Genomic DNA, 24,433 nt, shown 5'->3' with positions numbered 1-24,433 from the left:
CCGTCCCCCGTCCAATCCTTCCGGGACCGCCGGCTTAAGGCTAGGCTTCCGCCCGAAAAGCGATGCTGTCCCGCCGGTCACGGCAGGATACGCGTCCCCGAGCGTCCCCTGGCGCCGGCCTCCATCCCGCGAAAGAGCCTGATGCCCCTGCGGTCGAACCTTCGTCCCGGCGTTTCCCGTCTCGCACTCGCCGCCGCCCTTCTCGCCGGGTTGGCCGGCTGCGGCGACGTGGTGCTCACCGACGGCGGCGCCCTCTCGCGCCGCGACCAGTTCGTGGCCAGCGACGCCGTCGCCTCCGAGTCCAAGCTGTTCATCGATCCGACCCTGCCGCAGACGGTGCGCACCGTGCGCATCGTCCCGACCGTGTTTTCCGAGGCGGTCTCCGGCCCCGGCCTTTCGCCGGTGGAACGGCGCCTGATCGCCAACGCCGCCGACCGGGCGCTCTGCTACGACCTCTCGCTGCGCTACGACGTGGTGTCGTCGGGCCGCGCCGACCTCACCGTCCGCTCGGCGATCACGCGGGTCGATCTCACCAACATTCCGGCCTCCGGCGCGACCGTCGCCGCCACGACGGCGATCTCGGTGGCCGGCCAAGTCGGCATCGGCTTCGCCAACACCCTGGGCCGGGTGCCGGTGCCGCGGCTGCCGATCGGGCTCGGCAGCCTGACCATCGAATCCGAGGCGGTCGACGCCCGCAACCGCCAGCGCGCGGCGATGATCTGGGCGGGTGCGGCCAACTCCTTTACCAACCAAGCCCGCTTCTCGGCCGCCAGCGACGCCTACGATCTGGCCGGCGAGTTCGGCCAGGATTTCGGCTCCTACCTCGCCACCGGCAAGGATCCGTTCAAGGGCGAGCTGCAGCTCCCGACCTACGACCGCATCCGCATCACCACGCTGGGCGAGGCCCCCCTCGACCCGGATTGCGAGGCCTTCGGCCGGGCGCCCGGCTTCGACGGCATCCTCGCCGACATGATCGGCCTGCCGCCGGAATGGACCGACAAGGGGCCGGGCGTCTCCGCCGCGCGCTGAGCCCCTGTCCGATCGCCTCGTTCAACATGGATTCCCTCGCCCCGCTTGCGGGGAGAGGGGGACACTCGGCGCTTCGAAGCGGTTTCAAGCCGCCTCGAACAGCGGCACCCGGCGCATCTCCGGCACCAGTACCACGCCCTTGTCGGTGATACGGATCTGCGGGATCACCGCGAGCGGGATCAGGTTGAAGCCCATATAGGGGATGCTGCAGCCGGCCCGCTTCCAGGCGCGCTTGAGCGCCTTCACCTCCTCCGCCACCGCGCCCACGCGCTTGTCGGAGAGGAGGCCCGCCACCGGCAGCGCCACCATCGCGACGACCTGCCCCTCCTCGACGACGCAGACGCCGCCTTGATGGGCGGCGATGGCGTCGAGGGCCACCCGCATGTCGGCTTCGTTCAGCCCCGCGACGATGAGGTTATGCGAATCGTGGCCGACGCTGCTCGCCACCGCGCCGCGCTTCAAGCCGAAGGCCGAGAGCAGCCCGTGGGCGACGCCACCGGAACGGCCGTGCCGTTCGACCACCGCGACGTGGCAGAGATCGTGCGCGGCGAGCGTCGCCGCCCAATCCGCACCGGGGGTGAGCGCGACGCGCTCATGCGTCAGCTCGATGCCGGGCAGCGTGGTGCGGATCGCGTTGACCGTGCAGGGCCCGGCGGGCAGCGCCGGGATCAGGGCGGGAACGGGATCGGGCAGGCGGACCGTGCCGTAGGCAGGGGCCGGGTAGCGGTAGGGCCGGGCCAGCGCCTCTTCGAGACGCGGCGTCGGCCGGCGATCCTCCACCACCTGTTGCCCGCCATACCATGTCGCCTGCGGCTTGAGATCGTCGTTCAGGAGCACGAGATCGGCCCGGCGTCCGCCGCCGAGGCCGCCGACCTCACCGTCGAGGCCGTAGCGGGTAGCCCCATGCAAGGAGCCCATGGCCCAGGCCGCGGGTTTCGGGATGCCGCGCGCCACCGCCTCGCGCACCACCCAGTCGAGGCCGAACGCCAGCAGGTCGTCGGCGTCGCGGTCGTCGGTGCAGGCGCAGACCCGCTTCCAGGCGGCGCCGTACTCGGTCACGGTGCCGATGGCCTTGGGCAGCGAGTGCCAGGGCGTGGTCGGCGGCCCCCCGCGCAGAAAGATCCAGAGACCGGCTTCCAGAAGATCGTCGGCGATATCGGCATCCACGGCCTCGTGGGTGTCGGTGACGCCGCTCGCGGCGTAGGCCGCCACGAAGTCGCGGCCGTAGACATGGCCGGAAACCGGGCGGCCCCGCTCCAGCGCGGCGCGGATGATGGCGTGCGCCCGCTCGTCCCCGCTGGCCACCGCGACGAAATCCATCTTCTCGCCGAGCCCGATCGCCTCGGGCCACGCGTCGAACAGGGCACCGATCTTCTCCGCCGTCAGGTCGCCGCCCGCGGTCTCGAGATCCGGCGTGGTGGCGGGCACCGTGCTCGGCACGGTCAGGAAGATGTTGAGGGGCGCCGCGCGGGCATCCTCCAGCATCCATTCCACGCCGTTCACGTCGAGCACGTTGCCGATCTCGTGGCTGTCGCAGACGATCGTGGTGGTGCCGTTGATCAGCGCGGCCTCGGCGTAGGCACAGGCCGTCACCATACTGCTCTCGATGTGCAGATGCGGATCGACCAGCCCCGGCGCGATCAGGCCGCCGCGCGCATCGTAGCGCGGGGCGGCGCCGCGATGGTGGCCCGCCGGCTTCACCGCGGCGATGCGCCCGCCCGCGATCCAGATCTCGCGGTCGGGCAGGATGCGCTCGGAATAGGTCGAGAGCACCCGCGCACCCGTGATCACCAGATCGGGCTCGGCGCGGCCTGCGGCGACATCGGCGAGGTGCCGCGTCATCCGGGCCAGCGGCGCGACGGAAAAGCGGGTGAGGGGTTGGGCGGTCATCGGGGCCTTCCTTGCGCGACTCTCGGGCAGGACGCGCAGGCATCGTGCCACGAAATGGAAGGCCGGACACAGCCGCCGGTGACAGGTCATTCCAAATCCGGTCGATCCCTTCGGGATGGCGGATCTAGCCGACGCTCAGGCGCCGCGCGGGCTGAGCGATACGCGCCCCGCTTCGATCAAGCGGCGCGTATCACGCCTGTTCGTCCGCCGCGTCCTTCGCGCCGGACTCGCCGCGGAAGCCCGTGGCCAGCACGTAGAGTTCGCTCGAATCCGCCCGGCTCGCCTGCGGCTTGACGTGGCGCACGGTGGCGAAGTCGCGCTTCAGCTCGGTCAGCAGATCGCCCTCGGTGCCGCCCTGGAACACCTTGGCGAGATAGGCGCCGCCCGGCGCCAGGATCTCGCGGGCGAAGACCGCGGCGGTCTCGGCGAGCCCGATGATACGCAGGTGGTCGGTCTTCTTGTGGCCGGTGGTGTTGGCGGCCATGTCGGACAGGACGAGGTCGGCCCGCCCGCCCAGCAACTCGGTCAGGCGCTCGGGCGCGGAGGGATCGAGGAAGTCGAGGGTGATGAAGGTCGCGCCCGGCATCGGCTCGATGTCGAGCAGATCGATGCCGACGATGCGGCCGCTGTCGCCGAGGATCCGCGCCGCGACCTGCGACCAGCCGCCGGGGGCAGCGCCGAGATCGACGATCCGCTGTCCGGGCTTCAGGAGCTTGAAGCGCTCGTCGATTTCGAGAAGCTTGAACGCCGCGCGGGAGCGGTAGCCCTCGCGCTTGGCGCGGGCGACGTAGGGGTCGTTGAGCTGGCGTTCCAGCCAGCGCTTCTGGGAGAGGGTGCGCCCGCGCCCGGTCTTCACCCGCTGCTTCAGGTCGCCGCGCAGGCCGCTCGTCCCGCCTCGCCGGTCGCTCATGGTGTTGGCCCCTGGGGTCTGCCCGGAATCGGAGTCGGAGATGTCGCAGTCGATTTCCAGCGACGGGTGAAGGCGTCTCGATGGCAACGCGCCGCGCACGAAAAAGCGAACCATCGCTCTAACGCGCCACGCGCTGCGCGTGAAGGCGCGACCGTCCGCGGATCGCAAGCGCCGATTGCTCGCTGCGCGCGAAAATATCTCGCTCAGGTTGAAATCAAACTTGCGCCGATGAATCGACTCTGCAAACTATACTCAAATCAGTTGCACAGATCACATACTCAACAATAAGAGGAAATGCCCATGCAAAAAGATGAGAAATCATCCTCGTGCAGAAGCGCTGCACACAAGACACTGGAGCAATGGATTGCCGCGGTGGAAAAATTGAGTGTCGATGACACCACGCGTCTCTACACAGAAAATGCGCTTCTTGTTCCAACACTCGAAGACGGCGTTCCTAATACACCCGCAACCCGCCGCGCCTATTTCGAAAAGTTCCTAAGTCAGGATTCGCTGAGCTGCAAGATAGATCTTCAAGTCGACCACGCCAGCGGAAAAGACGACGCCGTTTTAATCGGCGGCCTCTACACATTCGAAATAATCAAAAATCGCAAAAAGGAGATAATTCCAGCGAGATTTCTTTTCGTATTTGAAGAATTCGACGGGCAATGGCTCATCACGGGCCACCATTCCTCCCGACAAAAATCGGTAGACAAGACACAATTCCTGTTTTAGACGCGCAAACTGAGCTTGAACGGCAGAACCATCGACTGCTCTTTATCTCAGAACTGAACGTAGAACCGATGGAGTCCGACGGCTCTACGTTTCAGCGATACCGCCCGCGGCGCCAGACGCCGTCCTCGCGCATCATGTTCATGAGCAGGCCCTCGCGCAGGCCCCGGTCGGCGATGCGCAGGCGCTCGGACGGGAACACCCGGCGGATCGCCTCCAGGATGGCGCAGCCGGCAAGCACGAGGTCGGCCCGGTCGCGGCCGATGCAGGGGTTGTCGGCGCGCTGTTCGAGGCGGGTGTCGAGCAGATCCTCGATCGCGTCGCCGACCTCGTCGTCGCTCATCCAGAGGCCATCCACCCGGCGCCGCTCGTAGCGGGCGAGCCGCAGATGCATGGCGGCAAGCGTGGTCACGGTGCCGGAGGTGCCGAGCAGGTGGAAATAGGGCGCGGTGGCCGCGGCCGCAGCGCGGATCGCGAAGGGCGAGATGAGGTCGCCGACCTCCTCGACCATGCCCTCGAAGGTCCGCCGCGTCACCTCGGTGCCGCCGTGGCGCTCGGCCAGCGTCACCACGCCGACAGGCAGCGAATCCCAGGCGCGGATGCGCAAGGTCGGGTCGGTCGAGGGGTTGGCCGCCGCGCCGTCGAGCCACGCGATCTCGGTGGAGCCGCCGCCGATATCGAAGATCACGACCGATTCCGCCCGCGGGTCGGCGAGCGCGGCGCAGCCGGTCACGGCGAGATAGGCTTCCGTCTGCCGGTCCACGATCTCGAGGTCGAGCCCGACTTCGGCGCGCACCCGCGCCACGAACTCGGCGCCGTTGACGGCCAGCCGGCAGGCCTCGGTCGCGATCACCTTGGAGCGGGCCACCGCGCGGGACTTCATCTTGCCCCGGCAGATGCGCAGGGCCTCCACCGTGCGCTCGATCGCCGCCTCGGTGAGGCGATTGGAATTGCCCAACCCCTCGCCGAGCCGGACGATGCGGGAGAAGGCGTCGATCACCCGGAAGCCGTTGGGCGTCGGCTCGGCGACCAGCAGACGGCAATTGTTGGTGCCGAGATCGAGCGCGGCATAGGCGTCGCGCCGGCCGTGACGACCGGTTTCGTAGCGTGGGGGGAAGCTCTCGATCGGGCGTCCGCCCGTGACCGTGCGGGAACCCTCCCGCGATGTCTGCGGGTCGGCGGTGGGGCGGGCCGACACGGCGGCGGCGCTCTCATCCCTCATCGACGCGACCGAACTTCCTGGCGATGCAGCCCGGCAAGACGCCCGGCCGACGTGGCCCCAAGGCTACAGGCGTTGTTCAGGAACTGCAAAGGCTGGATGGCCGGCCTTACACGATTTGCCGCATGGATTGTCTCGCGAAAGACCCCTCAACCCGGTTCCTGCCGCGGCTTGGCACGCCCGCCGACTGTGTAGCTGCGGCCTTTCCATACGGCACGTCCGGGGCGCAGCAGCACGTTCCACTGGATCGCCAGCGCCGTGACGACGGTGGCGGGGTGGAGGAGAATCGTCGCGAGCGGCTCGGCGACCCGGAGGGTGATCGCCGCCCGCGTCGCGAGCGAGACGATGACGGCGGCCGCGGCCAAGACGGCGGGTATCCCGGCGCCCAGCGCCAGGGCGGCGGCCAGAACGAGCCAGGGCAGGATATGGCCGCCGAACAGCAGCACCGTCCAGACCGGGAGCGAAGCGGGCGTCGCCATGCCCTCATGCGCGTTCTTCGAGAAGCCGGCCCAGCTCTGCGGAAAATTTCGGTACATCCGGCAGGCCGCGAGCGCGTGGCCCGCGACGAGATCGGTGTGGAACCCTTGCTCGCGGAACAGCCGCGGCAGGCGCACGCCGTCATGGAGCGAGGTGCGGATCGTGCCGTGCCCCCCGGTCCGCCGGTAAGCCTCGCGCGCGATCAGGATCAGCTGCCCGCAGGCGGCGCCGAGCGAGGGGCGGGGCGAGGCGCGCATCAGGGCGATCGGCAGGTAGCCGAGCAGCAGGAAGTCGATCATCGGCACGGTCAGGCGCTCGCCCAGAGTCTCCATCACCTGCCGCGGCACGCCGCTGACGAGATCGGTGCCGCTCTGGACGGCATGCGCGGCGAGCGCCGCCGCGCCGTCCGGTGCCAACGTGACGTCGGCGTCGAGAAACAGCAGGCGCTCGCCCCGTGCCGCCTCGGCCAGGGCGGCGCAGGCGTGGTTCTTGCCGGTCCAGCCCTCGGGCAGGGCGGGAACGGCGATCAGCCGCAGGCGCGGATCGGTGCGGGCGATGCGCTCGACGATTTCGGCGGTCCCGTCGGTCGAGTGATCGTCGCCGACGATCACCTCGACCGGGACGCCGCGGCTCGCGAGTGCCGCCCGCACCGTGCCCTCGATCACAGCCGCCTCGTTGCGGGCGGGGATCAGGATCGAGACGAGGCCGTCGCTCGGAGTGGGCTCGGGGCTGTGCAGGATCGCGAGATTGACCGCAGCCAGCCCCGCCGGAAGCAGGGCCAGCGCGAGGGCAACGAGCGCGAGGAGAGTCAGTGTCATCGGGTCCGCGTCTCCTCGGAATCGCCGTCCCGGTGCCCCGGCTCGAAGCGGCGGCCGGTCAGCGCGGCCGCGAGCCGCCGCCATCCGTCATACACGCCGCCGACCCCGCGCCGGCCCGCCAGCAGCGTCTCGAACCGGGTGGGATCGCGGGCGATCACGTCGCCCGAGAGCCGGTCGAGGGTGGCGGTCAGCGCCGTCTCCATCCGGGCGAGCCGCTCCGGGCGGGGCAGGGCAAGCAGTTCGGCGGCGGTGAGCGGTTGCCCGAAGGCGAGGAAGGCTTCCGCCCCGCGCTCGTCCCAGAAGGCGTATTCCACGGCCAGCGGCAGGAAGGTCGCCTCGGGGGCGATCTCGGCCAACCGCGCGACGCCCGGCTTCAGCCCCAGCGGGCGAACCCGCACGTCGGCGAAGCGCCCTTGCGCCGTGATCCAGATCGCGCGGCTCGGCGCACCCAGGATCATGCGGGAGGCGGACAGGAATTGCGCACCGCCCCGCGCGCTGTCGAGATCGACGGGGAAGGCGCCCAACTTCCGGAAGATGCCGTACTTCTCCAGCATCGCGGCATCGATCGGCGCGAAGCTCTCGCGCCCCGGAAACAGCCGGTCGGCCGCGACGAGCAGGATCGCCGCATCCCACCACGCCGGATGGTTGGCGTAGATCACCAGCGGCGCCGCGCCTGTGATGCCGGCCGGAACGCCCCAGCGGGCCAGCCGCAGGGCGTTCAGGTGGCGCCGCACGAAGCGGTCGAAATAAGCGGCCATGAACCGCCAGAGCGGAGCCGAGCGCTCGGGCGGAAGCGGTTTGCCCCGCGCCATGTCGAAAGAACTCAGGCGGTCTTGCGCAGCTCCGGTTCCCCGCGGCCGCGCAGATCCTGATCGAGGGCGTCGGCGGCGATCCAACCCGACATCATCACCATCGGCATGCCCGGCCCCGGATGGGCGGCGCCCCCCGCGAGGTAGAGGCCGCGCACCTCCCGCGAGCGGTTGCCGGGCTTGAACGCGCCCATCATCCGCCCGTGCGAGGCGAGCCCGTAGATCGCGCCGTTGAGCACCTTGTAGCGGTCGTGGATGTCCTGCGGGGTGAGGTGGCGCTCGACGACGATGCGCTCCTCGAGATCCGGCATGCCGCCGGTGCGCTTGAGCTTCTCCAGGATCGTCCGGCGATAGGCCGGGAACATCTTCGACCAGTCGTGGTGCGGCCGAAGATACGGCGTGTGGACGAGGACGTAGAGCGCCTCGCCGCCCTCGGGCGCCACGCTCGGATCGGTGGAGGAGGGGGCCGCGAGGTAGGCGGTCGGGTCGGGGGCCGGCTCGCCCTTGCGGTAGATGAAGTCGAACTCCTCCTCCGGGTCGCGGGAGAAGACGAAATCGTGGTGGTTCAGGTGCTCGTAGCGCTTGTTGAGCCCGAGATAGAGCACCACGCCGGAGCAGGCCGGCTCGAAGGATTTCTTCTCGTAGGACTTGCCGACCTCGCCGCCGACGAGTTCGCGGTAGGTGCGCACCGAATCCATGTTGGAGATGACGGCGTCGTAGGGCGTGATGCCGTCGCGAGTGCGCAGGCCGCGCAGCTGGCCCGCGGCGATGTCGAGGCCCAGCACCTCGTCGGCGGGCTTCAACGTGGCGCCGAGTTCGGTCGCGAGCCGCATCAGCCCCTCGGCCACCGCGCGGGTGCCGCCCATCGGGTACCACACGCCTTCGGCCGTCTGCATGTGGGCGATGGCGCAGAGCACGGCCGGCGCGCCGTAGGGCGAGGAGCCGACATATTGCACGAAGTGGTCGAGCATCTGCGCGAGGCGCGCATCCTTCACCTTGCCGCGGATCGTGCTCGCGACGGTGGCGTGCATGCGAAGGCTGAGCACGTCGCGGAGCGTACCGGGGTTCATGTTGGCGCGGATGTCGATCGTGTCGAACAGATCCTGCACCGCCTTCCAGAAGAAGAACCGCTCCGAGACGCCGTGCAGATGCTCGGAGACGGCGATGAACTTCTTGTAGCCGTCGCCCGCCCCTTGCCCGGGGGCGAACCGGTCCATGGAGGCGGCCATGGCATCGACGTCCTCGATCAGATCGACGCGCGAGCCGTCATCGAAGAAGCAGCGCCATTGCGGGTCGAGGCGGCGCAGATCCATGTAATCGTGCACCGAGCGCCCGGCCTCGGCGAAGATGCGCTCCAGCACGCGCGGCACGGTGAGGATGGTCGGCCCCATATCGAAGCGGAAGCCGCCCTCGTGCAGCACCGCGGCCTTGCCGCCCATCCAGTCGTTCTTGTCGTAGACCGTGACGCGATGGCCGCGCGCGGCCGCCACGCAAGCCGAGGCCAACCCACCGAGCCCGCTTCCGACGACCGCGACCGAAGAACCCTGGCTCATTGGAAACGCGTCTCCCGCGCGGCCTGAAAAAGAAGACCGTCAAAGCAAAGCTAGATGCGCGGCAGGGCGGGTCAACGTGCCACCCGGTCGCGCTCGGTCCATACCATGCCGCGGGCTGTGGACAGAGACGCGAGAAAATTGCCGATTTCCCGGCGCCGCTGCCCGGATTCGAGCACGTCGGTACCGATTCCGAGACGCCACGCGCGATGGCGGCGGGCGGCGCCCTCGCTGCCGTCGAGATCCGAAATCTCGCCGGCATAGGCCTCGACCGCGGCGTGATCGGCGGCCAGCCCGGCGGAGACGACCGCATCGGCGCTCAGCCGCAGCATCGCGGCGAGTTCGTCGAGGTCGGTTTCCGGGTGGTACTGCGTGCCCCAGAACAGCCCGCGCCCGTAGCGGATCTCGATCGCCTGAACGTCGAGCACGGCATTCGCCGCGAGCACCCGCGCGCCGGAGGGGGCGCCGACGACGGCATCGCAATGGATCGCGGGTGCGTCCCAGGCAGGCGCGCGACTGGCGAGCAGCGGGTGCGCGGCCCCGTCCCCCGTGGCCGTGAGGCGCCGGGCGAAACCGTATTCCGGCCCGCGCGGGTTCGCGCCGACATCCCCGCCCGCGATCGCCGCGGCGACCTGCATGCCCCAGCACGAGCCGAACACCGGCAACCCGGCCTCCAAAGCCGCGCGCATCAAGTCGAGCTGGCGCCGCACCGCCGGCCCGCCATCGGCGAGCCGCAGGGTGGAGCCGGTGAGCACCATCCCGTCGAACCCGGCGAGATCGAACCCGATCGCGGCCTCGGCATCGGCGGGGTTCACCAGCGTGCAGGCCGCCTCGGGCGCGAGATCGGCCACCACGGCGGCGAAGGCCTGCGAGGTGGTTTGGCCGACGGCGGCCTCGCGCTTTGCACGGCCGTCGCGGTCGTTGCCGTCGGCGATCAGCAGGCGCAGCATTGCGTTGGTCATGGGGGTGGGGCGGCCCTGGGAAAGAAGAGGTCAGGCGAGAGCCGCCTCTGCCCGATCCAGGCCACTAGGTCGCGAGCGCAGGTCGCCGCAGGGCGATCCGCCTCATACTCTGAGACACTCTTTCATGCAGACGATTGGTTCAGTGCCGCCTATCGCCGCATCGTGGGTGCCAATGGCATGGCTGACTTATCAGCCAGCCGGATCCCGCGGAAACTCGATGGCGGTGAGGAAGTCGTCGAGGGCCGGTTCGACGGCAGCAGCCCGAAGCACGCCGTGCACGTCGATGAGGTTTGCGAGGCGCATCGCCGCCATCCCCTTGCGATAGGTGGCACATCGGCGCTGAAGTTCCTCCGCAGCACGAGCCGTATTGACCGGTCTCAACGCCGCACAGCCATCGAGGTGCCGCAGCAGAAGCGCCTCATGGCAAGGCTTTTGCCAAATGAGCCGAAAACCTTCACGTTCGGCGAGTACCTCGATCCTTCTGTCACGCTCTGGACTCAGTCCGAGCTTGTCCGTGTCGAGCAAGATGGCTCGCTCTGTGTAGGCACCGAACCGCCGCACGCGGTCGCTCATCAACCGGCTTGCTCGCTCGACTATGGCCAGCGGGTCGCCACCTCCGGGCTGCACGAGCACGATATCGAGGTAGGTGCGACGGTGCTGTGCATCGATCAGCCGGGACAACAGAGCGCCATAGCTCTGCTCGCTCTCACCTTCGCAGGCGAGAAAGACCCGCCGACGCTGCGGGATGAGAGCGCGGCCTCGCCTCATCCGATGACAGGAACGGCGCCGTAAGCGCCGCCGAGATACTTCCTCTGAAAATTGTCGCGTCTCTGTACATTGATATCGCGCAGGCCGAACATGCGCGTTTGCCCATCCAGTCCCTTCTCACAAAACAGCACCTCCTCCTTGCTGAATTCAGAAAGAAGGGAAGCATTGTGACAGCTCATCCAAAGCTGTGCATGATACGGATTACGGCCAGGATCATAGAACCAACGAATAATTTCAGGCAGAATGAGAGGGTGTATCGCCGTGTCGAGTTCGTCAATGATAGCGATTCCACCATCCTGCAGAGTAACCCACAAGTAAGGAAATAGTTTGATAAACTGTCGCGTTCCGTGGCTTTCATAGAAAAGCGGCATCGGACCCGCCAGTCCCTGATGATGAAAAACGGCTACAGGGCCCTCGGCACCAAACTGGATTTCCAAATTTTGAATACCTAGATCGAGGCGTCCGATTTCCTTGTTCAAGGCTTCGACTAGCGTCGGACGCTCTGCATAAAAGCGGACGACCTCACGCTCAGAATTGTCGAAGCGTTCCATGAGTATGTTCGTATTGACGCGCCGGGCAGCTTCCCAGATCGCAATTGAGTAGGGATGATCAAGCTGTGCCAATGTTGCAATGACACTAGCATCCTGCCGCAAAATCTTTTTCAAGGCAGGCTTATAATCAGACAATCCAAAAGCATGTGTTGCCGTAACAGTTCCATTTTGCGACCGCTCAAAAAGCTTAAGCTTTCGCGCGCTGCCTGACGGTCGATAGTACAGAGACTCCGACAAAACGACCGTCTTGTTTTCACCACCTAGAGCGAATTCATAAAAATATCCACATTGCGCAGCGCTCGGATCATTGATGCGCCTAATATCTTCCACACCACTTAACTGGACGGCGAGGCGTGTTGGCGCATTGAGCGTATCGTAATGATTGAACCGGTCATATGGCATCGGGCTTCCACGCGACGCCGAAAAACTTTTAGTTACGAACCAGGCCATGAACGACAGGGCCTTGAGCGCATTCGACTTTCCGGAGGCGTTGGCCCCGAACAAGGCCACGACCTTGGGAGCGCGCTCCTTGGCCCCCTTCCAAAGGGGTCCGAATCGGCCACCGTCGTCGTCCACACCGGCACCAACCCGCAGATCGATGATCTGCCTCTCCCGGATCGATGCAAAATTCTCGACTTCGAGGCGGTACAGCATGCGGTCACGCGAGCCTTTCGCCTGCAAGATTAGCGCGCCAAGAAGCAAACGCTACAAGAAACCGTTGAAAATGCTCCCTCAGGCCCGCTCAGCCGCGACTGAAGTTGGCACGCCCTACCACCCCGACTGCCACCCCCAGACCCACGGCCGCCAGGGTTGCCAGCACGCCCCAGGCCGGCAAGGCCGCCGCCGCGCCCTCGCCGAGGGCCGCCTGATAAGCCTCGATCGCCCAGGCGTTGGGCGTGAGCCAGCCGGCCTGCTGCAGCCAGGGAGGCATGAGGAAGCGGGGCACCATGCTGCCGCCGACCGCCGAGAGCAGCAGCACGCCGAAGGTCGCGGCCAGATGCGCCTGCTGGCGGGTCGCCGAGAGCGCGCAGGCGGCGAGCGCCAGGCCCGCCGCCATGGCCGAGACGAGGATCGAGGTGACGAGCCAGCCGATCCAGTGGCCGGAGACATCGACGCCGTGCAGAAGCGCGGCGGCGGAAAAGATCAGCCCGGCCTGGACCACGCCCTGGCCGAGCAGGAACAGGAATTTTCCCAGCACGATCACCGGCAGGCCGCCGGGGCCGGCGGCGAGGCGGTCGGCCAGCCCGCCCTCGCGCTCGTCCACCAGGGAGAGCGCCCCCTGCATCGCCGCGAACAGCAGGAACACGGCGGCGATGGCGCCCGCGTAGTAGCTCACCCGCTCGTTGCCGCGCCCGCTCGCGGTGGTGCGGGTCTCGACGAGACGGGTGAAGGAGAACGGCTCCTTCTTCGCCCGCTGCTCGGCGAAGGCCTCGTCGAGGAAGGCGCGCTCGTCCGGCCCGATCTTGCCGGAGCGCTCGACGTCCGCGACGATGCGCGAGAGCACCACGTCGGGCAGCGCGTCGTTGAGAGCACGCTGGAGCTGGCCCAGCGCGATCGGCGTGGCGAGCGCCCGCGACGGACTCTCGATCAGCAGCACCGGCTGGCTCGCCGCCGCGTTCCCCTTGTCGGGGCCAGCCTTATCCGTGCCGGGGGGCGCCGCGAGGTCGCTGCGCAGCACCAGGGCCACATCGACCTCGCCGCGACGCACGGCGCGGACGGCCGCCGCCTCGTCCGCCACGTCCAGGCGCGCGATGCGAAGGGACGGCTCGGCCTCCAGGGCCGTGACGAGGCGCTGCGTGGTGGCGGTGCCCGCGAGGTCGGCGAGCCCGAGATGGATGCGGATGCGGTCGCCGATCGCGCCGGAGAAGATCGCCGCGAAGATCGCGAAGATGACGGTGGGCAGCACGAAGGCCATGGTCAGCGCCGCGCGGTCGCGCAGGAGCGAGAGCCACATCACCCGGAATGCCGCCGCGATCACGCCGCGCTCTCCCGGCCCGGACGGCCAGCGAGGCTGTCCCGGTAGAGGGTTTCCAGGCCGGGGCGGCGCACGCGGATCTCGGCCACCGGCACGCCGGCTGCCCGCAGGGCGGCAAGCAGAGCCGCGCCGTCGAGCCCGCCGGCGGCCCCGTGGTCGGCACGCCAGAACCGCGCCTCGCCCGTGAGCGGCGAGAAGCCGGAGCGCCTCAGGGCCGCCTCGGCGGCGGTGTCCGGGGGGCTCTCCAGCACCGCCTCGTGCTCGGGCGGGGCGGCCTCAAACGGGCGCATCAGCGCGGCCAGAGCCCCTTCGAGCCGGATCTGTCCGTCGGCGAGGATGGCGACGCGGTCGGCAAGGCGCTCGGCTTCGGAAAAATCGTGGGTGCTGATGACGAGCCCGGCGCCCCCCGCGCGCAGGCCCGCCAGCACGGCGTGGATCGACGCGCGCGCGTCGAGATCGACCCCCTGCGTCGGCTCGTCGAGCAGGATCAGGTCGGGTTCGCTGAGCAGGCTCACGGCGATGTTGACCCGGCGCTGGTAGCCGCCCGAGAGCGTGGCGACGAGCCGCCCCGCCACCTCGGCCAGCGCACAGCGCCCGATCGCCGCCGCGACCGCCCCGCGGCGCTCCCCACGCTTCAGGCCGGCGAGCCGGGCGAACACGTCGAGATTCTCCGCGACGGTGAGGCGGGGATAGAGGGCGATTTCCTGCGGCACGAAGCCGATCCGCTTGCGGGTCGCACGGTCGGCATGGGGGTCGCCGCCGAGGATGCGGACGCTTCCGGCATCGGGCTTGAGCCGCCCGGCCAGCAGGCGGATCAAGCTGGTCTTTCCGGCCCCGTTCGGCCCGAGCAGGGCCAGCGTCGTGCCCCGGACGAGGGTGAGGTCGAGCCCGCGCAGGGCCGGACGGCCGCGATAGGCGAGGGCGGCGCCCTCGACGGAGACGAGGGGCGGGGCCTCGATGTGCATCATTCGCCCGTCAGCGCCGCGGCAGCGGACGGGCGATGCGGATCCGCATAGCGGTGCCGGGTTCGTGCAGGGCGAAGCTCGCGCTGGCAAAGTCCGGCCGGGCCCGGCGCGCGACAGCGCCGGAGAAACCGTAAGGCTCCAGCGGCAGGCCGAGCGCCGTCCGGTCGAGCCGGCCGTTGCCGTTCTCGTCCTGAAAGGCGGCGACCGCCCAGACGCCCGCGGGCACGTCGGTGAAGACGAAGCGCTCGGCGCCGCCGCGGACCGGAGCGCTCCGGCCGATCGGACAGGCGGCCTCGCTCAGCCCGCCCTGACACAGGGTGACGTAGACTTCGCCCGGCCCCGGCTCGGCCCCCTCGACGATCACCTCCAGGCCTGCCGCCCGCGCCGGGCCCGTAAACGCAGCCAGCACGGCAAGGCCCGCGAGAAAAGCGGCCCGCATCAGCTCGGATCGCCCTGCGTGGCAAGCGGCGAGGTCGTCGGCAGGTCCGCCAGGATCGCGGGCGCCTTCTCCTTGGCGAGATCCTCGATGAGGAGCCGGGCGGAGATGCGCGCACCCTCGTAGATCACGGGAAGGCCGGAGCCCGGATGGGTGCCGCCGCCGACGAGGTAGAGCCCCGGCCCGAAGCGGTTATGGGGCCGGAACCACAGCATCTGCATGAGATCGTGGGCGAGGTTGAAGGTCGCGCCCTCGTGCACCGCGAACGCGTCGCGCCAATCGCGGGGATCGACGACGCGCTCGTAGCGGATGCGGCTCTCGATGTCGGGAAGGCCGAGGAGCTTCAGGCGCTCCAGAATCAGCTTGCGGTAGCTCGGGCCGACCGTTTCCCAATCGATGCCCGCCTTCAGGTTGGGCACCGGCACCAGCACGTAGAGGGCGGTGTGGCCGGGAGGCGCCATGCCGCCATCGGTGAAGCCGGCATGCTGCACGTAGATCGAAGGCTCCATCGGCAGCGTGCCGCCGGTGATCTCCTTGATGTTGCGCTCGTATTCCTTGGCCAGCAGGATGGTGTGGTGGCCCAGGCTCTCGGGCATTTTGCCCTCGATGCCGAGGTAGAGCATGTAGGTCGAGCAGGAGAGGCGCGCCTTGCCGATCTTGGCGTCACGCCAGCGCGGGCGCCGCTCCTCCGGCACCAGATCGCGGATCACCTTGGCGAAGTCGCCGTTCACGACCACCGCATCGGCCTTCAGCGTCTCGCCGCCGACGACCACGCCGCAGGCGCGCTTGCCCTCGAACAGGATCCGCTCGACCGATTGCCCGAGGCGGATGTCGACGCCCATGCGGCGGGCGAGCCCCGCCATCGCCTCCGAGACCGCGCCGCAGCCGCCGACCGGATGGTAGACCCCGTGCTCGTATTCGAGGAACGAGAGGATCGTGAACAGGCTCGGGCAGCGGAAGGGGCTCATCCCGAGATATTTGGTCTGGAACGAGAAGGCGAGGCGCACCCGCGGGTCGGCGAAGTAGCGCTTGAGATCCCGGTCCACGCTGCGGCCGGGATGGAGATGGGGGAGGGCGGCCAGCATGGCCGGGCTCGCCATCGACAGGATGTTGTCGAAGGGCTGCTCCAGCACCGGCTTGAAGTAGTTAAGCTTGGTCCGGTTCTCTTCGAAGAATTTTTCGACGTTCTCGGCATCGGCGGGGGCGAGGCGGGCGATCTCGGCCTTCAGCCGCGGCACGTCGCCGGTGGCACGGATCTGCCCCGAAATGCCGCCCTCACCCTCGAAGACGAGGTTGTATTGCGGGTCGAGCCGCTCCAGCCGGACATGATCCTCCAGGCGCTCGCCGCAGGATTCGAAGATGTCGGCGAGGATCTGCGGATAGAGGAAGAAGGTCGGGCCGATGTCGAAGCGGTACCCGCCCGGCGCCTCGACGGTCTTGGTGCGCCCGCCGACGGTCGCGTCGCGCTCGATGATCGTGACATGCAATCCGGCCTTGGCCAGGAGCAGCGCCGTGGCAAGCCCGCCGGGGCCGGCCCCGACGACGATCGTGCGGCGGCCCGACAGGGTACGCAAACCTTCCCGCGACTGCAGCAACGTCCCAAAACTCCCAACCTCACATCGTCGGCGCAATCTTGGCCGGAAGCGGGCCAGGGGCAAGAGGCACGGATTGTCGCGTACCAGGGGTCTCAACAGGTTCCGGCCATCGACAGGCCGAAACCGTCCGCGTTCAGGGCCGTCGCCGACGCAGCGGGAGCACGGCGGCCGCGCCGATCTGCGGGCCCGTCTCGGCGTCGAGATCGGGCACGGCGATGATCGGCGCACCGCGCAGATCCCGGCGCATGACGATGGCGCCACGCTCCTCAAGGTAGCCCAGCATGCGCCGGGCACGCCCCGCCGAGGAGGTACCGTAGGCCTCCGCGAGCGCCGCGTCGGACGGGCAGGGCGAGCCTTCGAGCGCCGTGCGGGCGATGAGCAGGAACAGCCCGGCCAGATCCTCGGGCAGGCCGGCGGCGATCTCCTGCGCCCGCTCCCAACCGGGTCCCTCGGCGGTGGCGCCCTGGACGCCGGCCCGTGCCACGGCGAGCCGCCGCTTGAATTCGGGCAGGCCCATCGCCTCGCCGCCGATCCGGCGGATGCGGCAGCGGACGGTGAAATCCTGGTAGAGGGTGGCGGGCGTGCAGGCGGCAGCGTCCGAATCCGCCAGCACCGAGGCGAGGATCTCGGCCATCGCCGCCTCGCGCTCGGCCGGATCCATCGGCTCCTCCTCCGGCAGATCGTCGCGCACCGGCGGCCGGTAATTGGCGAGTTGGACCAGCACGTCGGGGCCGGGCGCGCGGACGGGCTTCGGCCGGGGCGCGGGGAGGGGCCTTGCCTCCTCCTCGGCCGACGCCGTCATGATCAGCGCGCGCGCCTCCTCGCCCATGGTGGGCAGGGGGAGCAGGTCGGGCGCGGCGTTGCGGCTCTCGGTCACCGTCGGGCCGATGGCGATCGGCAGCGGGCGCTTCGAGAGCGCGGGGCCGAGGCCGACGAAATGGCCTCGGGCAAGGTCGCGGAACATCTCGGCCCCGCGGCGATCGAGGCCGAGCAGGTCGGCGGCGCGCGCCATGTCGATGTCGAGGAAGGTGCGGCCCATCAGGAAGTTCGAGGCTTCCGCCGCGACGTTCTTGGCGAGCTTGGCCAGACGCTGCGTGGCGATGATGCCGGCCAGCCCGCGCTTTCGCCCGCGGCACATCAGGTTGGTCATGGCGCCGAGCGAGAGGCGGCGGGCCTCGTCGGAGACTTCGCCCGCGGCGGCGGGGGCGAAGAGCTGCGCCTCGTCCACCACCACCAGCATCGGGTACCAGAGCGAGCGGTCGGCATCGAACAGGCCGCCGAGGAAGGCGGCGGCGGCGCGCATCTGGTCCTCGGCGTCGAGCCCTTCCAGCGAGAGCACGACGGAGACCCGATGCTCGCGGACGCGGGCGGCGATGCGCAGGAGTTCCGCCTCGTTGCCGTCCGCCTCGATCACGACGTGGCCGTAGCGCTCGGCCAGCGTGACGAAGTCGCCCTCGGGGTCGATGATCGCCTGCTGCACCAGGCCCGCACTTTGCTCCAGCAGGCGCCGGAGCAGGTGCGACTTGCCCGAACCGGAATTGCCCTGGACGAGGAGGCGCGTCGCCAGAAGCTCCGTGAGGTCCATCAACCCGGGCTTGTCGCCGGCCCGACCCAGATCGATCTCGTAGCCCATCCCGTACCCCGCTGGCGCCCGCTGCTTCTAACATGCGCCGGCCGGCCGAGGTCCGCGAGGGCCTGAGCCGTCCACAGGCGGGAGGCCGCAGCCCTTGCCGTCAATCGCGAACGGACGCGAAGCGATCCAGCGGCGCGACCCATCCGGAGAGGGCGAGCGCTGGATGGCCTCGGCTCCGCCTCGCCATGACGGGGGCGGCCTGCCACGCCGCTCCGACGATGCGGATGGCACCTGATCAGAGATCGGGATCGACGCTGCCGCTGAGCGCGCGGAAGGCGCGGGACAATTCGGCTTCAGCTGCAAGCCGCTGCCCCGCCAGATGATGCAGCGCGATCGCGCCTGCGGTCGCGACGTTGAGCGAGTCGAAGCCTGGCGCCATGGCGATCCGCACGCGGCGGGCGCGGGTCATCAGCGATTCAGGCAGTCCGGGCCCCTCGGTCCCGAGCAGCAGCAGCGTGCGAGACGGCGGATCCAGGGCATCGAGCGTCTTGCTCCCGCTAGGGGTGAGCGCGAGCGGCGTCAGGGCGTGGCGTTCGGCAAGATCGAGCAGCGCCGCCCCGCTCGCCGCGCGGGCGAAGGGCACGGTCAGCGCCGCGCCGGCCGAGACGCGGATCGCCTTGCGGTAGAGCGGATCGCAGGTCTCGGCATCGAGCCAGACCGCGTCGGCGGCGAAGGCGGCGGCGTTACGAAACAGGCCGCCGACATTGTCGTGGTTGGTCAACCCGACGAGCCCGACGACGAGGGCCGGGGCAGGGGCGGGTGGGATCAGGGACTCGGGTGGAGGCTCCATGCCGCGCAGGCCCACCGCCAGCACGCCGCGATGGATCGGAAAGCCGGCCACCGCGCTCATCACGTCCTTGCCGGCGAGATAGACCGGCGGCCCGTCCCCACGCAGCACGTCCGCAAAGCCCGGCCAGCGCTCGGGCGCCAGCAGCACCGATTCCGCGGCGAAGCGGGCATCCCCTGAGAACAGCAGCCGCAGGGTCACCTCGCCCTCGACGATGAAGCGGCCCTGCCGGCCCACGAGGTCGCGCTCGCGCACGGCCCGGTAGGCGCAGAGCCGCGGGTCGTCCGGATCGTCGATGGCAATCGGTTCGGGCAAGCGTTTTTTAGGCGCGGCCGCCGCCCATGCGCATGGCGAGCGGATCGGCCTCTTCCTTCTTGGGCACCTTCACCAGGGCTTCGCCGTCGAGCACCACCTCGTCGCCGACGGAGCAGGTGCAGGCCAGCCGGGCGCGGCGGCGCTCGGGGATCAGCTCGGCCACCTCGACCTTCACCTCGACGATGTCGCCGATGCGCACGGGCGCGCGGAAGTTCAGGGTCTGTGAGATGTAGACCGCGCCCGGCCCCGGCAGGCGGGTGCCGAGCACCGCCGAGATCAGGCCCGCAGTGTAGAGGCCGTGGGCGATGCGGGTGCCGAAGGGCGTGCGCGCGGCGAAGTGCTCGGAGAGGTGGATCGGGTTGCGGTCGCCGGTGATCTCGGCAAAGCCCACCACGTCGGAGGAGGAGATCTCCTTCTTCAGAATCTCCGTCAGTCCGACTTCGAGATCCTCGAAATAGAGCACGCGCAGTTCGGGCAACATGGTCAACGCCTCCCCGGTCCGGATCGCCGCTCGATAGGCGGCTTGGCTGTCCTTTGGCAGATCTTTCGCCTTGCACAGCCGCGCGTGCAAATCCAGCCGGACAATGGGCCGAGAGGCCCGCCGCTGGGAAGGGCCTCGACAGGGCAGGGCGCCTCGGTCCATCACCGGCCCGCTTCGCCCCACCCTCGGGAACCCGCCGGTGCCTCGTCTGCCGCCCTCGCCGAGTCTGCGCCCGGTCGTCGCCCGCGTGGCGGCGCTGAACCTCGGCTATTTCGGCATCGAGATCGTCGTGGCGCTCGCGATCGGCTCGGTGGCGCTGATCGCCGACAGCCTCGACTTCCTGGAGGATGCCGCGATCAACCTACTGATCTTTGCAGGGATCGGCTGGAGCGTGCGCAACCGGGCGCGGCTCGGCACCCTGCTGGCCGCCATCCTGCTGGTGCCGGGCCTCGCCACGGCCTGGGCGGCCTACGAAAAATTCTCGGACTTCACCGCGCCGGCCCCCGTGCCGCTGACGCTGACCGGCCTCGGCGCGCTCCTCGTCAACCTCGCCTGCGCGCTGATGCTCGCCCGCCACCGCGACGGCCATGGCAGCCTCACCCGCGCAGCCTACCTCTCCGCCCGCAACGATGTCGCCGCCAACGTCGCGATCATGATCGCAGGAGCCGCCACCGCGCTGACCCTCTCGCCCTGGCCCGATCTCGTGGCGGCAGGCGGCATCGCCGTCATCAACGCCGATTCCGCCTTCGACGTGCTCAAGGCCGCCCGCCGCGAATGGCGTGCCGCGGCCGAGGAAGCGGCGCAGGCCCGCGCCTGACGCCTTCCGACTTCTCCCTCGAACCGACGGACGCCGTGCTGCGCCTCTTTCCCCTCTCCGACCTGCATCTCGAACGCCGCCGCCCGGAGATGATCCCGCCGCCCGAGGCCGCCTTCGACGTGCTCGTCTGCGCCGGCGACCTGCACGAGGGCCAGCCCGAAGCCGGGCTCGCCACGGTGCTGGCGCTGGCGGGCGAGCGGCCGGTGGTGCTGGTGCCGGGCAACCACGAGCACTACGCCCCGACGGGCGATCCGCGCACGGCGCCCGAACTCCTCGCCGCGCTCGAGCGCGAGGTCGCCCGGCTGAACGGGCTGGGCAGCCGCATCCACCTGCTCCAGGGCGGGCAGGCGGCGGTGATCGGCGGCGTGCGCTTCGTCGGCACCACACTGTGGAGCGACTGGTCACTCGCCGGGCGCTGGCTCACCGACGACACGCCCGACCGGCCCGACGACCCTGTCGCCTATGCGGCCGCGCGGATGACCGATCCCGTCACCGGATCGCGAGAGTACCGCGGTTCGATCCGCCGGGCCGACCGCGAGCCCTGGTCGCCGGCCGACGCGATGGAAGCCCATCTGCGCGAGCGGGCCGCTTTTTTCGAAACGCTGGCCCAGCCCCACCAGGGCCCCACGGTCGCCGTCACGCACCACCCGCCGAGCCCGCTCGCCGCCGACGCGTTCCGCGACAGCCCCGGCGTGCCGTGGTGGGTGCCGGCCTTCTACGCCACCACGATCCTCGACGACTTGCCCGACGCGGACCGTCCCGATCTCTGGATCTCCGGCCACTTCCATGCCGGGCACGATCTGCGGATCGGGCGCACCCGCTGGCTCGCCAACCCGGTGGAGGGAAAGACGTTTCGCAACGATCTCATCGTCGAGGTGGGATAGCGTTCTCACGGACGAAACCCGACGCCGGCTTCGTGCGTAAGGCTCCGGCTCGCCACAGGCGGGAAAAGCCAACAAAAAAGCGGGAGATTCGCCATGAATGCCTTCATCGCCGTCGTGCTCGTCTGCGCCAACGGCATCCCGCAGCAGGATTGCAACGACGAACGGGCGAGCGAGGTGCGTAAGGTCCGCGTCGCGAACGAACTCGGCTGCACCAACGGCTGGCAGGAGATCATCGCCCGCACCGACCTGAGGGACGAGGTCGGCAAGACGAGCTACCTCAAGACCGAGTGCCGCCGGGTGAAGGAACGCGAATAGCTTGGACCGTTGCCCCTCCGGCGTCGCCTCCGCGCCGGAATCTGCTATTCAGGCGCGGTCGAGCCCTGAAATTCACGCGAACGGAGGGGATCGGCACAGTGTTTCGCCGATCGTCGAGAGATTGATGCGCCCGAAATCCGGACTTGCCGCCCTGCGTTGGCCCGCCCTGGGCATGCTGGCCGCCCTGTCCGTGGCCGGGCCGGTCTTCGCCGCCGCGCCCCCGGCCCAGCCGGCGGAGGGACCGGGCGGCGTCGGCGACAAGGCCGCCACCATCACCAAGCGCGCGGTCGGCAAGGCGAGCGCGGCGACTTATGCCTTCTACAAGGCGGGCCCGGCGCCCGAGGGCGGGCGGCCGGTGGCGGTGTTCCTGCACGCCTGGGGCGCGCCGAACCCGCAGGCCTACGGTGCCTGGATCGACCACCTCGCCCGCCATGGCTGGCTCGTGCTGTTTCCCCGCTTCCAAGAGGTGAACCGCACCCGGCCCTCCGACGCGCCGGCCATCGCCGCGCGCCTGCTCAAATCGGCGCTGGCGGACCTCGCAGGCGACGCCGACGCGAAGCCGGATACCGGCCGTCTCGCCCTGATCGGGCATCTGGCAGGCGCCCCGCTTGCCGCCCACCTCGCAGCGGAAGCCGCACAGGAGGGCCTGCCCGCGCCGAAGCTCGTCTACGTCGTGATGCCCGGCGGCATCGCCCGGGACGCCAAGTCCCGCGGCATCCCGCTCGGCGATCTCGACGGCATGTCGCCCAAGACCCTGTTGGTCACGGTGATCGGCGACCGCGACGCGCGGGCCGCCGATGCCGCCGCCCGGCGCATCCTGCGCGACGCCCGTTCCGTGCCGCCGGAGCGCAAGCTGTTGGTGCGGGCGCTCTCGGACGACCACGGCTTCCCCGCGCTCACCGCGACGCTCGCCTCGCCCGCCGGGCTCGACGCGGCCTATGACGGCGGCGCGATCAAGCTGCCGCCCGACCCGCCCGGCGAGAAGCCGCCGCCCTTCCGCTGGTCGGCCGACATGGCGCTTTCGGGCGAGCAGACGACCCTGGTCTCGCAGATCAACAACGCCCGCGCCGACAGCCTCGATTTCCTCGCCTTCTGGCGCACCTTCGACATGGCGGCGACGGCCGCCTTCGCCGGCAAGGACGCCCAGAGCCTGAAGAACGATCCCGCTTTCAGCGACATGCGCCGCTGGGGCGACGGCTGGCCGGTCAAGCGCCTCGGCGTCGAGATGCCGAAGGTACCGGCGACGCCCGCCGCCGTGCAGCGCTGACCGCCCGTCTTCCGCCTCGACCCGAAACCTCAAAGGATGCCGACAAGCCGATGAAGCTGTTCCACTCGCACAGCTCGCCCTTCGTGCGGAAGGTGATGGTGGTCGCCCACGAACTCGGCCTCGCCGGGCGTCTGGAGCTGCTGCCGAGCGCCGTCCACCCGGTCAAGCGCGACCGCTCGGTGCTGGCACAGCATCCGCTCGCGCAGGTACCGACCTTGATCCTCGACTCCGGCGAAGGCCTCGCCGACAGCCGGGTGATCTGCGAATACCTCGACGCGCTCGGCGGCGGCCGGCTGTTCCCGGCCGGAGGCGACGCGCGGTGGCAGGCGCTCAACGAGCAATCCACCGCCGACGGCGTACTCGATGCCGCCCTGCTGATCCGCTACGAGCTGACCGCACGTCCCGAATCCGAGCGCTCGGCCGGCTGGATCGAGGGGCAGACCGCCAAGATCGAGAGCGCGCTGGCGTGGTTCGAGGAGCACGCGGAGGCTTCGGGCGATCGCGTCGATATCGGCACGATCGCGCTCGCCTGCGCGCTCGGCTACCTCGACCTGCGTTTCTCCGATATCGCCTGGCGCGACGACGCGCCCCGGCTCGCCGCGTGGTTCGCGCGCTTCGAGGAGCGGCCCTCCATGCGCGCGACCCGTCCGCCCGTCGGATAGCCTCTTATGGGTCCTCCGGCTGGCTCGGCCCTTGCTAAGCTTGGGCCGTCCCTGCCGGGAGATCCACCATGCCCGATTTCGTCGCCGCCTCGCTCGCCTCCGCCGTCTTCTGCCTCGCGATCATCGCGCTCAATGCGCTGACCCGGCTCGCGCTCCAGGTTCCGTTCGCGCCGGACGGGCTCGCCGAGAACGGCTTTCTGCAATACGGCGGCGCGCTGGCGCTGGCCGGGACGACCTACCAGCGGGCGACGCGCCTGCCCGGACGATATGTCGGCGAGTGAACCTGCCTCTGCGGGTCGAAGCGTTCCGGTCGAGAGGCCAGTGCCTCACAAAACTCCCGGTCTCTGACCGTTGTCGTTCTGGCGATGACAGCGCGGCGGGCGTTTTGTGAGAGACACTCATCCCGCAACACGACGTTTCCGGATCACGTCGCCGACGCGCATGAAGACGGGGTGGATGATCCGCACCGTCCTCGCGGGGCGGAGCCCCTGCCATCCAAGAGCACGACCGCGGCCGGAAACGAAAAGAGCCCGCCGCGAGGCGTGCGCGGCAGGCTCCGGATCGATGAAGTGCCCCGCCCGCTGCCGGG

General features: G+C 69.5%; 24 protein-coding genes. 8 read left to right on the top strand and 16 right to left on the bottom strand.

What is annotated here, in order from left to right; all coding sequences use genetic code 11:
* Positions 1–141: 141 nt before the first annotated feature.
* On the top strand, positions 142–1,029 hold the full coding sequence (locus E4V01_RS19395) for a DUF3313 domain-containing protein (protein ID WP_060770769.1): 888 nt from the start codon (positions 142–144) through the stop codon (positions 1,027–1,029).
* An 84-nt stretch (positions 1,030–1,113) separates the two neighbouring features.
* Here E4V01_RS19395 and E4V01_RS19390 read toward each other — a convergent pair whose 3' ends face one another.
* Together E4V01_RS19390 and E4V01_RS19385 are read right to left on the bottom strand one after the other, a co-directional pair.
* Positions 1,114–2,919, bottom strand: a complete 1,806-nt coding sequence (locus tag E4V01_RS19390) for an adenine deaminase (RefSeq protein ID WP_135299455.1) — start codon at positions 2,917–2,919, stop codon at positions 1,114–1,116.
* Positions 2,920–3,109: 190 nt separating this feature from the next.
* On the bottom strand, positions 3,110–3,829 hold the full coding sequence (locus tag E4V01_RS19385) for an RlmE family RNA methyltransferase (protein ID WP_060770771.1): 720 nt from the start codon (positions 3,827–3,829) through the stop codon (positions 3,110–3,112).
* 300 nt (positions 3,830–4,129) lie between these two features.
* On the opposite strand from E4V01_RS19385, the gene E4V01_RS19380 reads away from it, so the two are divergent.
* Positions 4,130–4,561, top strand: a complete 432-nt coding sequence (locus E4V01_RS19380; protein WP_193763238.1) for a nuclear transport factor 2 family protein — start codon at positions 4,130–4,132, stop codon at positions 4,559–4,561.
* 91 nt (positions 4,562–4,652) lie between these two features.
* Here the strand turns inward: E4V01_RS19380 and E4V01_RS19375 are convergent, their stop codons facing one another.
* The 14 genes from E4V01_RS19375 to croR form a co-directional block, all read right to left on the bottom strand.
* Positions 4,653–5,780, bottom strand: a complete 1,128-nt coding sequence (locus E4V01_RS19375) for a Ppx/GppA phosphatase family protein (RefSeq protein WP_060770772.1) — start codon at positions 5,778–5,780, stop codon at positions 4,653–4,655.
* Between the two features lie 146 nt (positions 5,781–5,926).
* A complete protein-coding gene (locus E4V01_RS19370) occupies positions 5,927–7,072 on the bottom strand; it encodes a glycosyltransferase family 2 protein (RefSeq protein ID WP_135299453.1) in 1,146 nt (381 codons plus the stop codon).
* Positions 7,069–7,884 (bottom strand): lysophospholipid acyltransferase family protein, encoded by an 816-nt coding sequence (locus E4V01_RS19365; protein WP_135299452.1) that lies wholly within the window; start codon positions 7,882–7,884, stop codon positions 7,069–7,071. Before E4V01_RS19365 ends, E4V01_RS19370 begins: the two co-directional genes overlap by 4 nt.
* Before the next feature lie 11 nt (positions 7,885–7,895).
* Entirely contained in the window at positions 7,896–9,434 is a 1,539-nt protein-coding gene (locus tag E4V01_RS19360; protein ID WP_135299451.1) for an NAD(P)/FAD-dependent oxidoreductase, read from the bottom strand.
* A gap of 71 nt (positions 9,435–9,505) precedes the next feature.
* On the bottom strand, positions 9,506–10,393 hold the full coding sequence (locus E4V01_RS19355; RefSeq protein ID WP_135299450.1) for a type 1 glutamine amidotransferase: 888 nt from the start codon (positions 10,391–10,393) through the stop codon (positions 9,506–9,508).
* 189 nt (positions 10,394–10,582) lie between these two features.
* A complete protein-coding gene (locus tag E4V01_RS26705) occupies positions 10,583–11,161 on the bottom strand; it encodes an RloB domain-containing protein (protein WP_135299449.1) in 579 nt (192 codons plus the stop codon).
* Positions 11,158–12,366: an ATP/GTP-binding protein gene (locus tag E4V01_RS19345; RefSeq protein WP_135299448.1), complete on the bottom strand. Its 1,209-nt coding sequence runs from the start codon at positions 12,364–12,366 to the stop codon at positions 11,158–11,160. The genes E4V01_RS26705 and E4V01_RS19345 overlap by 4 nt, the downstream gene beginning before the upstream one ends.
* Positions 12,367–12,454: 88 nt before the next feature.
* Positions 12,455–13,690 (bottom strand): ABC transporter permease, encoded by a 1,236-nt coding sequence (locus tag E4V01_RS19340; RefSeq protein WP_135299447.1) that lies wholly within the window; start codon positions 13,688–13,690, stop codon positions 12,455–12,457.
* Complete coding sequence (locus E4V01_RS19335) at positions 13,687–14,655, bottom strand: ABC transporter ATP-binding protein (protein ID WP_135299446.1); 969 nt, start codon at positions 14,653–14,655, stop codon at positions 13,687–13,689. Before E4V01_RS19335 ends, E4V01_RS19340 begins: the two co-directional genes overlap by 4 nt.
* A 7-nt stretch (positions 14,656–14,662) precedes the next feature.
* Positions 14,663–15,091, bottom strand: coding sequence for a DUF2141 domain-containing protein (locus E4V01_RS19330; protein ID WP_060770779.1), 429 nt, complete (start codon positions 15,089–15,091; stop codon positions 14,663–14,665).
* Positions 15,091–16,683, bottom strand: coding sequence for a phytoene desaturase family protein (gene crtI / locus E4V01_RS19325; RefSeq protein ID WP_060770780.1), 1,593 nt, complete (start codon positions 16,681–16,683; stop codon positions 15,091–15,093). Before crtI ends, E4V01_RS19330 begins: the two co-directional genes overlap by 1 nt.
* 133 nt (positions 16,684–16,816) lie before the next feature.
* Complete coding sequence (locus E4V01_RS19320; protein WP_135299445.1) at positions 16,817–18,316, bottom strand: ATP-binding protein; 1,500 nt, start codon at positions 18,314–18,316, stop codon at positions 16,817–16,819.
* A 235-nt stretch (positions 18,317–18,551) separates the two neighbouring features.
* The gene (locus E4V01_RS19315) at positions 18,552–19,418 is read right to left on the bottom strand and encodes an RNA methyltransferase (protein WP_135299444.1); all 867 of its coding nucleotides are present in this window, start codon (positions 19,416–19,418) and stop codon (positions 18,552–18,554) included.
* 7 nt (positions 19,419–19,425) lie between these two features.
* Complete coding sequence (gene croR / locus E4V01_RS19310) at positions 19,426–19,899, bottom strand: 3-hydroxybutyryl-CoA dehydratase (protein ID WP_003606989.1); 474 nt, start codon at positions 19,897–19,899, stop codon at positions 19,426–19,428.
* A gap of 199 nt (positions 19,900–20,098) precedes the next feature.
* On the opposite strand from croR, the gene E4V01_RS19305 reads away from it, so the two are divergent.
* From E4V01_RS19305 to E4V01_RS19280, 6 genes are all read left to right on the top strand, one after another.
* Positions 20,099–20,716 carry a cation transporter gene (locus E4V01_RS19305; RefSeq protein ID WP_060770782.1) on the top strand — a complete coding sequence of 206 codons (618 nt, stop codon included), beginning with the start codon at positions 20,099–20,101 and terminating at the stop codon, positions 20,714–20,716.
* 35 nt (positions 20,717–20,751) lie between these two features.
* Positions 20,752–21,600 (top strand): metallophosphoesterase, encoded by an 849-nt coding sequence (locus E4V01_RS19300; RefSeq protein WP_060772329.1) that lies wholly within the window; start codon positions 20,752–20,754, stop codon positions 21,598–21,600.
* A 93-nt stretch (positions 21,601–21,693) separates the two neighbouring features.
* Positions 21,694–21,915 (top strand): hypothetical protein, encoded by a 222-nt coding sequence (locus tag E4V01_RS19295; RefSeq protein WP_003606993.1) that lies wholly within the window; start codon positions 21,694–21,696, stop codon positions 21,913–21,915.
* 124 nt (positions 21,916–22,039) lie between these two features.
* On the top strand, positions 22,040–23,182 hold the full coding sequence (locus E4V01_RS19290) for an alpha/beta hydrolase fold domain-containing protein (RefSeq protein WP_135299443.1): 1,143 nt from the start codon (positions 22,040–22,042) through the stop codon (positions 23,180–23,182).
* 50 nt (positions 23,183–23,232) lie between these two features.
* The gene (locus tag E4V01_RS19285) at positions 23,233–23,844 is read left to right on the top strand and encodes a glutathione S-transferase (protein WP_135299442.1); all 612 of its coding nucleotides are present in this window, start codon (positions 23,233–23,235) and stop codon (positions 23,842–23,844) included.
* A 68-nt stretch (positions 23,845–23,912) separates the two neighbouring features.
* Positions 23,913–24,125, top strand: a complete 213-nt coding sequence (locus E4V01_RS19280; RefSeq protein WP_060770786.1) for a hypothetical protein — start codon at positions 23,913–23,915, stop codon at positions 24,123–24,125.
* The last annotated feature ends 308 nt before the right edge of the window (positions 24,126–24,433 follow it).

The organism is Methylorubrum sp. Q1 (genome assembly GCF_004683995.1).
In the GTDB taxonomy this organism is placed as follows: domain Bacteria; phylum Pseudomonadota; class Alphaproteobacteria; order Rhizobiales; family Beijerinckiaceae; genus Methylobacterium.
Note: the sequence above shows the minus strand (reverse complement) of the source record. Positions and strands in the feature narration are given on the sequence as shown.

What these genes read in the sequence shown, in the direction of transcription:
- E4V01_RS19370 (WP_135299453.1), bottom strand. Translation starts at nt 7,072, where the DNA reads ATGACACTGACTCTCCTCGCGCTCGTTGCCCTCGCGCTGGCCCTGCTT.
- E4V01_RS19295 (WP_003606993.1), top strand. Translation starts at nt 21,694, where the DNA reads ATGAATGCCTTCATCGCCGTCGTGCTCGTCTGCGCCAACGGCATCCCG.
- E4V01_RS19375 (WP_060770772.1), bottom strand. Translation starts at nt 5,780, where the DNA reads ATGAGGGATGAGAGCGCCGCCGCCGTGTCGGCCCGCCCCACCGCCGAC.
- E4V01_RS19280 (WP_060770786.1), top strand. Translation starts at nt 23,913, where the DNA reads ATGCCCGATTTCGTCGCCGCCTCGCTCGCCTCCGCCGTCTTCTGCCTC.
- E4V01_RS19365 (WP_135299452.1), bottom strand. Translation starts at nt 7,884, where the DNA reads ATGGCGCGGGGCAAACCGCTTCCGCCCGAGCGCTCGGCTCCGCTCTGG.
- croR (WP_003606989.1), bottom strand. Translation starts at nt 19,899, where the DNA reads ATGTTGCCCGAACTGCGCGTGCTCTATTTCGAGGATCTCGAAGTCGGA.
- E4V01_RS19285 (WP_135299442.1), top strand. Translation starts at nt 23,233, where the DNA reads ATGAAGCTGTTCCACTCGCACAGCTCGCCCTTCGTGCGGAAGGTGATG.
- E4V01_RS19380 (WP_193763238.1), top strand. Translation starts at nt 4,130, where the DNA reads ATGCAAAAAGATGAGAAATCATCCTCGTGCAGAAGCGCTGCACACAAG.
- E4V01_RS19360 (WP_135299451.1), bottom strand. Translation starts at nt 9,434, where the DNA reads ATGAGCCAGGGTTCTTCGGTCGCGGTCGTCGGAAGCGGGCTCGGTGGG.
- E4V01_RS19320 (WP_135299445.1), bottom strand. Translation starts at nt 18,316, where the DNA reads ATGGGCTACGAGATCGATCTGGGTCGGGCCGGCGACAAGCCCGGGTTG.
- E4V01_RS19335 (WP_135299446.1), bottom strand. Translation starts at nt 14,655, where the DNA reads ATGATGCACATCGAGGCCCCGCCCCTCGTCTCCGTCGAGGGCGCCGCC.
- E4V01_RS19390 (WP_135299455.1), bottom strand. Translation starts at nt 2,919, where the DNA reads ATGACCGCCCAACCCCTCACCCGCTTTTCCGTCGCGCCGCTGGCCCGG.
- E4V01_RS19385 (WP_060770771.1), bottom strand. Translation starts at nt 3,829, where the DNA reads ATGAGCGACCGGCGAGGCGGGACGAGCGGCCTGCGCGGCGACCTGAAG.
- E4V01_RS19355 (WP_135299450.1), bottom strand. Translation starts at nt 10,393, where the DNA reads ATGACCAACGCAATGCTGCGCCTGCTGATCGCCGACGGCAACGACCGC.
- E4V01_RS19330 (WP_060770779.1), bottom strand. Translation starts at nt 15,091, where the DNA reads ATGCGGGCCGCTTTTCTCGCGGGCCTTGCCGTGCTGGCTGCGTTTACG.
- E4V01_RS26705 (WP_135299449.1), bottom strand. Translation starts at nt 11,161, where the DNA reads ATGAGGCGAGGCCGCGCTCTCATCCCGCAGCGTCGGCGGGTCTTTCTC.
- E4V01_RS19395 (WP_060770769.1), top strand. Translation starts at nt 142, where the DNA reads ATGCCCCTGCGGTCGAACCTTCGTCCCGGCGTTTCCCGTCTCGCACTC.
- E4V01_RS19290 (WP_135299443.1), top strand. Translation starts at nt 22,040, where the DNA reads ATGCGCCCGAAATCCGGACTTGCCGCCCTGCGTTGGCCCGCCCTGGGC.
- E4V01_RS19345 (WP_135299448.1), bottom strand. Translation starts at nt 12,366, where the DNA reads ATGCTGTACCGCCTCGAAGTCGAGAATTTTGCATCGATCCGGGAGAGG.